We start from the raw sequence: 12306 nt of genomic DNA on the forward strand, positions 1-12306 counted from the left end.
AAATTACGCTCTTGGATGGTAAGAGCGGTAAATGTCTGTTAGTCTCGCTTTTGATACATGTGTATAAATCTGAGTGGTAGAGATATCAGCATGTCCAAGCATCTCCTGTACAGCTCGAAGATCTGCTCCATTCTCTAATAAATGCGTTGCGAAAGAATGACGCAATGTGTGAGGTGTAATTTCTTTTTCGACCCCCACTTCTTTCGCAACCGCTTTCAATATCTTCCAAAACCCCTGTCTAGACAATGGGCGACCATGATGATTAACAAACAATTCATCTGTTTGGTTTTGCTTTACGAGTTCAGATCTCGAACTAGATAAATAGATTTCCACCGAATTTTTAGCCATGTTACCAAGTGGAATAATTCTCTCTTTTGAACCTTTCCCTAAGCATCGAACAAACCCCATTGTCAAATGAAGGTCACTTACTTTTAGAGATACTAGTTCTGTAACTCGTAGGCCTGTAGCGTAAAGCATTTCTAACATAGCTTTATTTCGAATAGATAAAGCGTCCTGCGCGTTCATAGCCAGCAAAGCATCTACTTCCTTCATAGATAAAATCTTCGGAAGTTTCCTCTCTTTCTTCGGTGTTTCTATATGTAAGCTAGGATCTGACTGAGCTAGCTGTTCACGTACAAGAAATTGATGGAAAGCCCTTATAGAAGAAAGCGTTCGAGCGATTGTAGACTGAGAACGGCTAAGATCATTTAAATGGTGCAGGTACTGCATAATATGGGTACGAGTAATCATACGTACACCCGAAACCTCAGTATTTTTTTGTAAAAAGGTGACATACTGAGTAAGGTCTCTTTCGTAAGACATAAGGGTATTATGAGACAACCCTCGTTCAATCTTTAGATAATGAAGAAAATCTTTACGCTCATCTTCCATGAACCATTACTCCCCTAACCGGAAAAAGATCGATAATCGATCTACAATTTGTTCTTCTTCCCATTGAAATACTTTAACAGCTTTACCTTCGGGTTCATCATAACGATGAATCTGTTCATACTCATCATTCATCATACGTAAACCAAAATAAAATAATAAAGTACACGCTGTAAAAATCACGAAGATCTTTATAGTATCTTTTATTAGTTGTACTAAACGCATCCGCACATCTCCTTTAGTGCTTATGTCCTTTAGTACAAGATATGCCAGAAATTCGGTAAAATATACGAGAAATCTAGTAAAAAAAGAGAAACACAAGATAAAAGTAACCGATTTCTTTTCATTTGTAAATAGAAATAAACGGATTGGCATGTTTTGTCTACGATAATATGTAAACCTACGATGTTTCTAAAAGTTATATATTATTATTTTCCACACAACAAAATAAAAAACCTTTCTTCCAATAGGAAAAAAGGCATTCTCACATTATGATTTTACTGTAACAACCTGGCATTTCTTACAGATGCCGTGAAACGTAAGTCTGTGGTCCTTAACTTGGAAACCCCAATCGCTCTCAACTTGTTTCTCTACATCGATCAGCAGGTCTTCTTCAATTTCTTCAACAGCACCGCATTCCACACAAACTAGATGGTGGTGAAAATGTTCCGCCCCTTCTTTACGCAAATCGTAGCGAGAGACTCCATCTCCAAAGTTGATTTTATCGACGATCTTTAATTCAGATAATAATTCTAATGTACGATAAACCGTAGCAAGCCCTATTTCAGGTGCTTTTTCTTTTACGAGGAGGTAAACGTCTTCTGCACTTAAATGGTCCTCTTCATGTTCGAGCAAAACACGAACGGTTGCTTCACGCTGCGGCGTTAGCTTGTAGCTCTGGGAATGGAGCTGTTTTTTTATTTTCTCTATGCGTTGTTCCATGACTGGTCCCTCCCTCGTATATCCATCTTTCATTATAAGCAGATACAGAGAAAGTGTCAAATTATATTCATTACAATCTATTAATTAGAATGATTATCACCTAAAAATCTTAAGATCCATAGATAAATTCTACTACAGCTTTTAACGCACCAGGGGATACATAGGACTCTATAATGGATGCAATGCTTAGCACCGCAAACAAGATAACAAATATTGCGCCGTATCTCATTAAAGGGGGCAATAACGGCTGATGCCCTTTCTTTGCCATGAGCTTTTGAAGTAATGTAAAAGAGAAGATCATCGCAATGCTTCCTGCCATAATATAGACAGGAATGATAATTAAGTTTTGAGGGGCAATCGAAGCCGCTGCCATGAACAACCCTTTCCATCCCATTTGATTAACAAGAAAACCCACTGAAAAACCAACCACGATTCCTTTCATAAACAACAAGATCCATATAATCGGCATCCCAATAACTGACATACCTAGAATAAATATAAGTAGTAAGTATTTCATATGGTAAAAGAAACTGCTCTTTAAAAGGCTTTGGGAATCACTTACCGTCCCGCCCATCATTTGTTCGAAGAATTGATCCAGATAAAAAAACAAATCCTGCTTTTGAATGACGTTCATACTATTTACAATGACAGCTCCAAAAACGATACCTATTAAAAATAACAAGCTAGTAAATACGTATATACTAGCATTTTCACGGACGTGTTGAGAGGCGGCGTGTCCTTTGGCGTACATAAGAATCCTCCATTTCTAGCGATCTGTTCTAGTTATTAGGTATTCTATGAAGGATTCTCTTAATATAGACCAAGTAAGAGAGATACTTTTCTATCTCTCTTTTTTTATTCTTCCGTATGTTCCTCCACCACCTGCTTCAACTGCTACATGTCCTAAACGATTTCTTACAATTGTATAAGCTAATGATGATGGCACAATCTCTTCAAGGTCTTCCTTAGAACAATGATGAAGAACATTCATTTCTGTACCGAAGGCTTTTAATAACTTCTCCAATGTTTTCGGCCCGAGTTTCGGCAAATACTCTAGTGGAATTTGATGAATGTAAGGAGGCCTCTTTCTTGGGTGCCTCCCCTTCTTTATCAGCTCACCAATACGGTCTGCCACTCCTTTTACCACAATCGTTTCCTCACACTCACAATTACCAGGGTCTTGTAAGCATGTATTACAAACGGTAGTGTGGTATTTACCAAGCAGGGGATTCATTCCATAATTAGCAACAATCCTTCTCCCATGTTGTTCATGAAGAGAGAGCAACAATTCTTTAAACGTACATCGTTCCATTTCGATACTTTGGTACTCGCGAGCGATTTTAGGAAGCGAATGGGCGTCTGAATTTGTTAGAAAGGAATACGGAGAAAGCTCTTCAATCCCTTCGACCATCGTGGTGTCGGCACTTAGACCAAGTTCTACACCATCAATCAATCTGGGATCAAATACTTCTTCAAGAGATTCTATAACCCCTTTCCCATATAAACTTTTAAAAGGAGTAAAAATGTGAGCTGGGATAAATATTCCCCCTTCAGCTTTCACATAATTCTGGAGGTCGCTTGCAGTCCCATACATTCGTTGAGAACTTAACGTTATGTTCGTCACGCGCGCACTGAGCCATACTGTGAAGCGTTGCATAGCTTCCATGGTCGGAAAATAACATAAAACATGGATCGGCCCGTGACAGCGCTCATCGTATACTTCTACCTCACAGCCTAAAAGAAGCGTTAAAGGACCATAACGAATACCACCTTCTGAGAGCTCAGTCGCTCTCCCTTCTTTAATAAGATGAAGGATTTCTGCCTGCACATCAGGTACATGGCTGTCAATTACACCTACCATATCTAATCCTTTTTGATAAGCAGCATGGTTACAAATATTTGTAAGAGTCAACTTGTCAGATGCTGTAATTTTTACCGGATCTCCGTAAATGTTTCTCCCAATATGAACGTGAAGATCTGCAAAATACGACTGCATTACGACATTAAACCCTCAAGCTTCACATAGAGAAGGGCATAAGCTGTTTTCGCATCCCAAATCCTCTTCTCTCTTTCCATTTCTTCAGCTTCCTCTAATGAAGCCTCTATTAACTCTACAAATTCGTCATCATCTCCATCTAACTTGTCCTCTGCTTTCTTCAGATCCTTTGCGAGATATAAATGCACAATTTCATCTGCAAATCCAGGGGATGTAGAGAAAGAGGTTACAAACTCGAGGGATTCTGTAGTATACCCCGTCTCTTCTTCCAACTCCCTTTTTGCTGTCTCTTCAGGGTCTTCTCCTGGTTCTAGCTTACCAGCCGGAATCTCTACCACTGAACGCTCTAACGCTTTACGGTATTGCTCAACAAAAACCATTTTCCCTTCTGGAGTAATAGCGATGATAGCCACAGCCCCCGGATGTTTAATGAGTTCTCTTTTAGATGTATTCCCATCCGGCAACGAAACATCATCCACCTGAAGAGAAATCACCTTCCCTTTATAGATTGATTCTGTATGTACGGTTTTTTCTTCGAATTTTTTCATGAATATAGCTCCTCTCAAGAGTTGTAAACGTAATGTTTATTTTAACTTACCCTATTTTAGGGAAAGGTGTAACAGTTGAGTCTTCCAAAGGACCATTTTAAAATGAAACTACCTTAACCAGAAAGGATGATAGATCTTGAATAAACGACAACTAGGCTCCTCTAATTTGATGGTATCAGAAATCGGATTAGGTTGCATGACTTTAGGAACAGATGAAAAGAAAGCGACAGACATCGTAAACCGCGCTCTGGATGCAGGGATTAATTACTTAGATACGGCAGACTTATATAACTTTGGTCGTAATGAAGAGATTGTCGGTAAAGCTTTAAAAGGAAGAAGGGATGAAGTTATTTTAGGAACGAAAGGAGGCAACCACTTTGACCGAGAGCAAGAAGATTGGTATTGGGATCCTTCTAAGTCCTATATTAAAGAGGCGGTGAAAAATAGCTTACATCGTTTAGGTACAGATTATATTGACCTTTATCAATTGCACGGTGGAACGATTGATGATCCAATTGACGAAACTATAGCCGCATTTGACGAATTGGTCCAGGAAGGGCTGGTCCGTTACTACGGAATTTCTTCAATCCGACCGAACGTTATCCAGGAATATGTTAAGCGTTCAAATATCGTTAGTGTCATGATGCAATATAGCCTACTAGACCGACGCCCAGAAGAAGAAGTTCTGGATTTGCTTAACGAAAATCAGATTAGCGTACTGGCCAGAGGTCCGTTGGCTAAAGGGATGCTAAGTAATAATGGCCTCGAAAAAGTTCAAGAAAAGGCGCAGGAAGGCTACTTATCCTATTCTCAAGAAGAAGTGAAACATATGATCGAGCATTTATTGGGACATTCTTCTGACGAACGCTCTTTACAAGCGTTAGCTTTGCAATACGTCCTCCAAGATCCTACTGTTTCAACTGCTGTGTTTGGAGCAAGTTCTATTGAACAATTAGAACGAAACCTTTCTATGTTAGAAGCGCCCCCATTAACAGACGATGTATATGCGCAACTTCAACAGATTACGAGACCAATTGTTTACCAGAAACACCGCTAACTAAAAGAATCAATTCTATTTCAAAAAGCTCCTCATATTATATGAGGAGCTTCTTTGTTCGTAGCAATCAAAATTTATAGATGTAGTACATATTGTTAACAGTTATTAAAAAGGGTATTCCCTATACTCAGATTGAACACTAATCCATTTTACAGTTGTAAATTTATCTATAGCCCATTCTCCACCGAATCGGCCAATCCCGGACTGTTTCTCTCCACCAAATGCAACATGGCCTTCATCATTAACGGATTGATCGTTAATGTGAATCATTCCGGTCTCAATACGTTTTGCCACTTCAATTCCACGGTAGCGATCAGTTGTAAAGATTGATCCACTTAAGCCATAAGGAGAATCGTTCGCAATTTGGATAGCTTCTTCTTCATCTTTCACCTTAATAAGCGCAGCCACTGGACCGAAAATCTCATTCTTAGCAATTGGCATGTCGTTCGTCACGTTGGACAATACCCCTGGATGCATAAGGTTACCTTCCACCTTACCTCCTAATAACTTTCTCGCTCCTTGATTTACACTTTCATCAACGTCTTGTTGAATTCTCTCTACAGCTTCTTGGTTGATCACGGGTCCGACTACTGTATCATCAGCAGCAGGGTCTCCTGCTTTTAAGCTTTCTACTTTATTCTTAAAGGCCTCTGTAAACTTATCATAGATGCTCTCATGAATAAGAATACGATTTAGAGACATACAAATTTGCCCTTGATGCAAGAACTTACCGAACGCTGCTGCTTGAACAGCCCGATCAATATCCGCATCCTTTAACACGAGCATTGCATTATTCCCACCTAATTCTAAGGCAGTGTCTTTCAGATGTTTACCAGCCACCTCCCCAATATGACTACCTACTTCAGTGGATCCCGTAAAGGAAATTAATTTAGGGGTTGGATGTTCCACGAAAGCATCGCCAATTTCAGAGCCTCGTCCCACTAATACATTAATAACTCCCTCTGGGAATCCTGCTTCATGGAACAAGTCTGCGATTAGTAAACCAGATGTGACTGGTGTATCAGAAGCTGGCTTAACCACAACCGTATTCCCTGTTGCAATGGCTGGCGCTATAGAGCGAAGTGCTAAATGAAACGGGAAGTTCCATGGTCCAATTACGCCGATTACTCCTTTTGCAGAACGGTGAACATAGTTGTCTTTACCAGGAACATTTGACGGAAGGATTGTCCCTTCCATACGAGTTGGGAAAGAACTTGCTTCCTTTACAATCGCGAGCGCTGCTTGAAATTCCACTTGTGATTTGATCTTTGTACTCCCCGATTCTTTAACAAGCCATTCAACGATTTCCTCTTTTCGATCATTCATAACCTTAAGCAAACGGTCAAAATAAGCTTGTTTCTCCGCAGGCTTTAATGCTGTCCAACTTGACTGCGCCTTCTCAGCATAGTCGTATGCCTCATTCAAATCGTCTTCATTTGCCGATTGAATCGTTTGAATTAACTCGTTTGAATATGGATTATAATTTTGTACGGTTTTTTCACTAGAACCCTGTTTCCATGTTCCATTTATATATTGTTGAGTAAATGATGTACTCATCGTTTTGCCTCCTCAAAATAGAATGCTCTCTTGGTTTATCCATTTCTCTCGAATTAAAACCATTTTGAGCCTATTCATCCTTTTGAGAGAATGTTTTCGTTAACTTTAATTGAGCGTAAGGCGGGTCTGGAAACCACTCGCTTCCCTGTGGGGAGCTGGGAAGCGAGTTGTCCCCGAGCCAGCCCAAGCACTCATCAAATGTAACGGCCCCCCTTTCAGCTGAGGTCTTATGCGGAAGAGTCAACTCAGCAATTGTAAAGGTAGGGTTCGTTCCTTTGACCCACTTTAAAGGAAACCACTAGCGTTCTTATGTACTAACGACAAACACCATAAGTATGGTATAATTAGGAAAGATCTCGTCTCTCTATATGAAAAGGGTGGTCGGCTAACCCCTATCCGAAAGGGGGTGATGCCTATCGACGCATATCAAGTAATCATGGTGATGTTTTCGTTTGGTATGTTCGTCCTTTCGCTTCTTAGCTTTGTTGTGAAAATCGTGACAGAGTTATTAAAGCATAAAAAATAGACCTCCCTTCACACGTTTATGCAGGAGAGGTCTATTCATATGGGCCGATCCTCTTAATGTAGAGAGAACGTTGATCATACGACCACAGTTGCAGCTGTGGTCGTTTTTATTATATGCTTTCTACCTTTATAATACCACATCTTTACAGAATGAAAACACGTATTTACCGGTTACTTTTTAAATTTTTCCCAATCAAGATCACTATCATTTAGCAACTCTTCAAAGCTTTTGTTTGCTTCACGTTGCTTCCGTTCCTCGATTCTCTTTTGTTTTTCTTCTTCTCTTCGTTTTTCTTCTTGTTTCTTTAAATCGGCTTTTTTAGATTGAAGCTGCTTAACAAGATCATCTTGAAGAAGATCTTTTAATGTACCTTCTTCCTCTTGCTCCCGCCTTTTCTTACCCAACAAACTCCACTCCTTTTTGAATAACTCTAGAAGATAACGAGGCATTTAGCATTTGGTTCGGACTCTTCAAGCGGAACAAACGCCCCGTCCATTCTAGCTTCATTTCTGGTTCGAAAAAGGTTTTTTGCTGTTCATCTATAACGATTTTGTACTGATCATTCTCTACCACTTCATCATATTGTGTCGTTTCATTTGTGAAATACATAATGCGCACGCCATTTACCCCGCATCCACAACCTTCTATATCATAATAAAGACGTAAGATAGGATGATCTTCTATTTGTAATAATCGTAATTGTTCTAATGCTTCGTCCATTATTGTTAATTTCATTTTAATACCACCTCTTGTCTCTTTTTATCTTATAAAATCATAACATGTTGAGCAAGAGTTTCGATTGTTCTGTATAAATCGCCTATATCCTCGAGTTAAATTTTGTGCGTACTGTACAAAATACGAATATTTCTTCCCGAAAGAAGGGTATAGCCTATTAAACACATAATTATGATAAGGAAAACAGAAAAAAATTTCAGGAGGAGATAAAGATGATATTGCAAGTGCAAAAACCAATCTTTGCAGAGTCAGCAAGTCTTTTTGTAAATACCATGAGTGAGTACGAAGATACAGTACTACTAAAAAAAGATCATTGGGTAGTGGATGCTAAAAGTCTTCTTGGGGTATTAGCCGTATCCTTACAGCCAGGCCAAACAGTTGAACTCGATATTCAAGGAACTAATGAAGAAGCGATTAAACGATCTCTTATTGAAAAAGACTTATTTAAGGAAGCATAATTAAAAACAAAGTCGCCCAAAGAAGAGTACAAAAATCTATATTTAGCGCTCTTTTTTGGAGCGACTTCTTAATTTTAATTCATAACAGTCGTATTGCCCCGAATACTCACAACAACCCCTTTCTTATTCTGCATAGTGTCCTCCTACAAGCTTACTACGATGCTTTGCAGTTCCAGCCTCGGTGTAGGAAACTGCTCGTAAGAGAGCATCGTTACCATATTTGTTCCGAATTTCATCCATAACGTAACCAAGATCCCTCTTTTTATCACGATCTTGCTCAAATAAACTAAGCTGCATGGCTTCATCTTCTGTAATATTCGAAAGACTTATAGAAATTTTCCGGACTGTCTGATGGGAATAAAACTCGTCAAACAGCTGCATACACACATCATACATTTCCGTCGTAATATTGGTAGGAGAGGTGATGGATTTTGAACGATGAAATCCTCCACCCCCTTCATCTTTACTATATCCGAGTCCAAGACTAATTGTTCGACCGGCTTTACGGTAAGCACGTGCTCTCTTTGCTACTTCTTCACACATTTCTAAGATTACGTAACGCACTTCTTTCGGATCTGGGTAATCTCTCATGAGAATTTGACTTTTCCCGAAGCTGATCTGCCCCTGCATAATCGGTGCCCCAAGCTCAGAGAGATCTACCCCGTTGGCGTGATAATAAAGTTGATTTCCCATTACACCAAACCGTTTCTCAAGTTGCTCTAGAGGAAAGGTAGCAAGCTGCCCGACAGTTGTAATCCCTAATCGATTGAGTCGCTTCTCCATCCGAGATCCAATCCCCCACATTTCACTTAAAGGAGAGACAGGCCACAGCTTTTTCTTTACATCTTCATATCCCCAATGAGCTACTCCCGTTTTCTTCGCTTCTAAATCCAGGCATAGCTTTGAAAGAAGCATGTTTGGGCCAATACCGATCGCACACTGAAGGTGGAACGTTTCGAATAACTCTTTTTGAATCATTCGAGCTACTTCTTTAGCATCCCCCCACAACCGCTCCGTTCCCGTTACGTCTAAAAAACTTTCGTCCACACTGTACGTATGAATGGCTTCTTTTGGTACATATCGATTAAAAAGTCGTGTAATTTCTGTAGAGATATGCAAATAAAGCCTCATCTGAGCAGAGACTAAATGGATTCGTGGATCATCTGGAATTTCAAATAACCGACTTCCTGTTTTAATACCAAAGTCTTTTTTTAGAGCTGGAGAAGCCGCAAGCACCACACTCCCCGGCCGTTTCAAATCAGCCACCACAGCCAGGTGTGTTTTCATCGGATCTAAACCTTTCATAATAGCCGCACAACTGGCATAGAAACTCTTCATATCAACACACAAAATACTACGCTTTGGAAATGATTGATAATCAATCACCGCATTCATACGATACCCTCCTACCACGAAACGAATGTTTGTTCGCATTATCTGTCACCCTTATTATGCGAATGTTTGTTCTCTTTTTCAAGTGGTGATGTTTTCCTTTTTTCGACATCCTCAGGAAAGCGAGTGGTTACCCAGGCCCACCTTACACTCAATTAAAGCAAACAGAAACATTCTATCCTCTTCAACAATCCCGCCGTTTTCTTGATCACCCCACAGACACAGTTCACTCAATAAAAAATCCTCACATGATGTGAGGATTTTATTTCTTCTCGAATTGTTTGCGCATGAGCTTCTCTGTCAGGCCCGGCATGAGTTGATAAAGCTTAGAGCCCGCTTCCATCCATGAGGGAAGGTTGATTTCTCGTTTAGAGGTAAATAAGTGCTTAACTACTTTGTGCGCTACGGTGTCCGGGTCTAACATAAATCGTTCTACAGATTTTTGATAGTTTCCTTCAGGGTCTGCTTGGTCGAAGAAGTTGGTACGCACGGGGCCGAGGTTTACTCCTGTTACATAAACCCCTTTAGACTTTACTTCCAAGCGTAAAGCGTTCGTAAACCCTAACACCGCATGCTTTGAGGCTGCATATCCTGATGCTTTAGGAGTGGACATCTTTCCGGCCTGGGAAGCGATATTTACAATATGACCTCCGTGAGCAATGAAAGAAGGAAGTATTGCTTTTACGCATTGAATCAGACCAAGCACATTAACTTGAAACATTGATTCGTATTGATCAAGCTCTGTCATCTCCACAGATTCAAAAATACCAAATCCAGCATTGTTAATTAATGCATCTACACTTCCTATTGTTTCCTTTATCGCTTGAAATGCTCTATCAATATCTGCTTGGTCCGATAAATCACATGAATCAGCATACCCCATGACTCCTGTATCCTTTTCTATTTGTTCGATCATTTGCTTTAAACGTTCTCCGCGGCGCGCTAGTAAAATAGGAACTCCTCCCTGTTTAGCCACATGCCAAGCTAGACGTTCTCCTATTCCACTTGAGGCGCCAGTAATAATAACTTTCTTGCTGTTTAGCGTGTTTGTCACATGCATCACCTATTTTGCTTCATAATAATAGACTCCATCTTCTAAGTGTACACGAACAAGCCCCCCTTCTTCCAGGAGATCAAGTTGCCCTACAGTTTCAGACATTGTTAAACCAAATTGTTTCTTAATATGCTTTGGAAATAACTGTTTACATACTTGAAATGGAGTAAGAGGACCTCCTTCTAGCATGTGATAGACCTTATTAGAACGGTGCTGTTGCTTATTTAAACGCTCTTTAATAAGCTCCTGAGGGTTAGCGAAAATTGGACCATGACCAGGATACACTTCCCCAATATCCATATGTAGACATCTTTCAAGTGTCTTTTGATACGTGACAAGCGGTCGAGGTCGTTCTCCCCCAGGCTTCCTAGGTGGCTCTAACAAAGGGTTAGATGAGATGTGGTAAAGCAAGTGGTCCCCAGATATCATGGACTGATCAGCAGACCGGTAAAACGATAAGTGACTCTCTGCATGACCCGGTGTTTCAAGACAAGCCCAATCCGGATGCCCTGGTATACTGTCACCTTCTTGAAGAGACCGAGTTAAGGTACCCTTCGCTACATATTTAAGTGGATCTTGCAAATGTTTAAAGAACGCTTCATGAGATTGATCTACACCAAACTGCTTATATAACGTATGGAAGAATGTTTGAAAACGAGTAAGAAATGCTTCATCTCTTTGAAGCCAATTTCTATTATCTTCATGCCCGTAAACCCCTTCCAAATGATCAAAACGATCAACTAAACCTATGTGATCAGGATGATGATGTGTCAGAACAATCTGCTTGATGTCTTTTGGTCTGTAGCCAAGCGAACCCAATTGTGACTCTAACGCTTTCCAGGCTTCTTCTGTTTTAACTCCCGCATCAACTAAGGTTAGCATTTCCCCTTTTAATAAATACGTATGAACATCGCCTACTGCGAAAGGCGTTGGAATTGAAAGTTGATAAATCTTATCTGTTGTTTGAACCATAAAGAACCCCCACACACTGAATGATCATTCAGTTTTTACTCTATTGTACCCTTTCCAATCAAATTTGTCATGAACTTGGAGGAAAAAGGGAATGAACACGTCTTCTTTTTGAAACACTAAAATAGCGCAATAGAAAAAAATAAAAAAAATATTTTCTTTTTAACAACATGACCTTCTATAT

At 39.9% G+C, this 12306-nt stretch carries 15 protein-coding genes; 3 read left to right on the forward strand and 12 right to left on the reverse strand.

Features of this window, described 5'->3' with window-relative positions; translation table 11 throughout:
- Nucleotides 1-3: 3 nt before the first annotated feature.
- The 6 genes from xerD to IMZ31_RS10515 all read right to left on the reverse strand — a co-directional run bounded on the left by xerD (nucleotide 4) and on the right by IMZ31_RS10515 (nucleotide 4374).
- Complete coding sequence (gene xerD, locus IMZ31_RS10490; protein WP_207527330.1) at nucleotides 4-891, reverse strand: site-specific tyrosine recombinase XerD; 888 nt, start codon at nucleotides 889-891, stop codon at nucleotides 4-6.
- A 6-nt stretch (nucleotides 892-897) separates the two neighbouring features.
- Nucleotides 898-1113 carry a YqzK family protein gene (locus IMZ31_RS10495; protein WP_036779586.1) on the reverse strand — a complete coding sequence of 72 codons (216 nt, stop codon included), beginning with the start codon at nucleotides 1111-1113 and terminating at the stop codon, nucleotides 898-900.
- Nucleotides 1114-1377: 264 nt separating this feature from the next.
- On the reverse strand, nucleotides 1378-1830 hold the full coding sequence (locus tag IMZ31_RS10500) for a ferric iron uptake transcriptional regulator (RefSeq protein WP_188650436.1): 453 nt from the start codon (nucleotides 1828-1830) through the stop codon (nucleotides 1378-1380).
- Between the two features lie 109 nt (nucleotides 1831-1939).
- Nucleotides 1940-2581 carry a stage II sporulation protein M gene (gene spoIIM / locus IMZ31_RS10505; RefSeq protein ID WP_207527331.1) on the reverse strand — a complete coding sequence of 214 codons (642 nt, stop codon included), beginning with the start codon at nucleotides 2579-2581 and terminating at the stop codon, nucleotides 1940-1942.
- A gap of 90 nt (nucleotides 2582-2671) precedes the next feature.
- Nucleotides 2672-3826, reverse strand: coding sequence for an endonuclease Q family protein (locus IMZ31_RS10510; RefSeq protein ID WP_207527332.1), 1155 nt, complete (start codon nucleotides 3824-3826; stop codon nucleotides 2672-2674).
- Nucleotides 3826-4374 carry an NUDIX domain-containing protein gene (locus IMZ31_RS10515; RefSeq protein ID WP_207527333.1) on the reverse strand — a complete coding sequence of 183 codons (549 nt, stop codon included), beginning with the start codon at nucleotides 4372-4374 and terminating at the stop codon, nucleotides 3826-3828. Before IMZ31_RS10515 ends, IMZ31_RS10510 begins: the two co-directional genes overlap by 1 nt.
- A gap of 136 nt (nucleotides 4375-4510) precedes the next feature.
- Between IMZ31_RS10515 and IMZ31_RS10520 the strand changes: the two genes are divergently transcribed.
- Entirely contained in the window at nucleotides 4511-5431 is a 921-nt protein-coding gene (locus tag IMZ31_RS10520; protein WP_207527334.1) for an aldo/keto reductase, read from the forward strand.
- 105 nt (nucleotides 5432-5536) lie between these two features.
- Here the strand turns inward: IMZ31_RS10520 and IMZ31_RS10525 are convergent, their stop codons facing one another.
- Nucleotides 5537-6988: an aldehyde dehydrogenase family protein gene (locus IMZ31_RS10525; RefSeq protein WP_207527335.1), complete on the reverse strand. Its 1452-nt coding sequence runs from the start codon at nucleotides 6986-6988 to the stop codon at nucleotides 5537-5539.
- Between the two features lie 409 nt (nucleotides 6989-7397).
- Here IMZ31_RS10525 and IMZ31_RS24650 point away from each other — a divergent pair, with 409 nt between their 5' ends.
- Complete coding sequence (locus IMZ31_RS24650; protein WP_255687396.1) at nucleotides 7398-7514, forward strand: putative holin-like toxin; 117 nt, start codon at nucleotides 7398-7400, stop codon at nucleotides 7512-7514.
- 170 nt (nucleotides 7515-7684) lie between these two features.
- Here the strand turns inward: IMZ31_RS24650 and IMZ31_RS10530 are convergent, their stop codons facing one another.
- Both IMZ31_RS10530 and IMZ31_RS10535 read right to left on the reverse strand, forming a co-directional pair.
- A complete protein-coding gene (locus tag IMZ31_RS10530; RefSeq protein WP_242705539.1) occupies nucleotides 7685-7918 on the reverse strand; it encodes a YqkE family protein in 234 nt (77 codons plus the stop codon).
- Entirely contained in the window at nucleotides 7911-8249 is a 339-nt protein-coding gene (locus IMZ31_RS10535) for an iron-sulfur cluster biosynthesis family protein (protein WP_207527337.1), read from the reverse strand. Before IMZ31_RS10535 ends, IMZ31_RS10530 begins: the two co-directional genes overlap by 8 nt.
- A gap of 212 nt (nucleotides 8250-8461) precedes the next feature.
- Here IMZ31_RS10535 and IMZ31_RS10540 point away from each other — a divergent pair, with 212 nt between their 5' ends.
- Nucleotides 8462-8707 (forward strand): HPr family phosphocarrier protein, encoded by a 246-nt coding sequence (locus IMZ31_RS10540; protein WP_207527338.1) that lies wholly within the window; start codon nucleotides 8462-8464, stop codon nucleotides 8705-8707.
- 123 nt (nucleotides 8708-8830) lie between these two features.
- Here the strand turns inward: IMZ31_RS10540 and IMZ31_RS10545 are convergent, their stop codons facing one another.
- The 3 genes from IMZ31_RS10545 to IMZ31_RS10555 all read right to left on the reverse strand — a co-directional run bounded on the left by IMZ31_RS10545 (nucleotide 8831) and on the right by IMZ31_RS10555 (nucleotide 12125).
- Nucleotides 8831-10102 (reverse strand): Y-family DNA polymerase, encoded by a 1272-nt coding sequence (locus IMZ31_RS10545; protein WP_207527339.1) that lies wholly within the window; start codon nucleotides 10100-10102, stop codon nucleotides 8831-8833.
- A gap of 259 nt (nucleotides 10103-10361) precedes the next feature.
- Complete coding sequence (locus IMZ31_RS10550; protein WP_207527340.1) at nucleotides 10362-11153, reverse strand: SDR family NAD(P)-dependent oxidoreductase; 792 nt, start codon at nucleotides 11151-11153, stop codon at nucleotides 10362-10364.
- 9 nt (nucleotides 11154-11162) lie between these two features.
- Entirely contained in the window at nucleotides 11163-12125 is a 963-nt protein-coding gene (locus tag IMZ31_RS10555; RefSeq protein WP_207527341.1) for an MBL fold metallo-hydrolase, read from the reverse strand.
- Nucleotides 12126-12306 lie beyond the last annotated feature (181 nt).

It is taken from the genome of Pontibacillus sp. ALD_SL1 (genome assembly GCF_017355605.1).

What these genes read in the sequence shown, in the direction of transcription:
- xerD (WP_207527330.1), bottom strand. Translation starts at nt 891, where the DNA reads ATGGAAGATGAGCGTAAAGATTTTCTTCATTATCTAAAGATTGAACGA.
- IMZ31_RS10495 (WP_036779586.1), bottom strand. Translation starts at nt 1,113, where the DNA reads ATGCGTTTAGTACAACTAATAAAAGATACTATAAAGATCTTCGTGATT.
- IMZ31_RS10500 (WP_188650436.1), bottom strand. Translation starts at nt 1,830, where the DNA reads ATGGAACAACGCATAGAGAAAATAAAAAAACAGCTCCATTCCCAGAGC.
- spoIIM (WP_207527331.1), bottom strand. Translation starts at nt 2,581, where the DNA reads ATGTACGCCAAAGGACACGCCGCCTCTCAACACGTCCGTGAAAATGCT.
- IMZ31_RS10510 (WP_207527332.1), bottom strand. Translation starts at nt 3,826, where the DNA reads ATGCAGTCGTATTTTGCAGATCTTCACGTTCATATTGGGAGAAACATT.
- IMZ31_RS10515 (WP_207527333.1), bottom strand. Translation starts at nt 4,374, where the DNA reads ATGAAAAAATTCGAAGAAAAAACCGTACATACAGAATCAATCTATAAA.
- IMZ31_RS10525 (WP_207527335.1), bottom strand. Translation starts at nt 6,988, where the DNA reads ATGAGTACATCATTTACTCAACAATATATAAATGGAACATGGAAACAG.
- IMZ31_RS24650 (WP_255687396.1), top strand. Translation starts at nt 7,398, where the DNA reads ATGCCTATCGACGCATATCAAGTAATCATGGTGATGTTTTCGTTTGGT.
- IMZ31_RS10535 (WP_207527337.1), bottom strand. Translation starts at nt 8,249, where the DNA reads ATGAAATTAACAATAATGGACGAAGCATTAGAACAATTACGATTATTA.
- IMZ31_RS10540 (WP_207527338.1), top strand. Translation starts at nt 8,462, where the DNA reads ATGATATTGCAAGTGCAAAAACCAATCTTTGCAGAGTCAGCAAGTCTT.
- IMZ31_RS10545 (WP_207527339.1), bottom strand. Translation starts at nt 10,102, where the DNA reads ATGAATGCGGTGATTGATTATCAATCATTTCCAAAGCGTAGTATTTTG.
- IMZ31_RS10555 (WP_207527341.1), bottom strand. Translation starts at nt 12,125, where the DNA reads ATGGTTCAAACAACAGATAAGATTTATCAACTTTCAATTCCAACGCCT.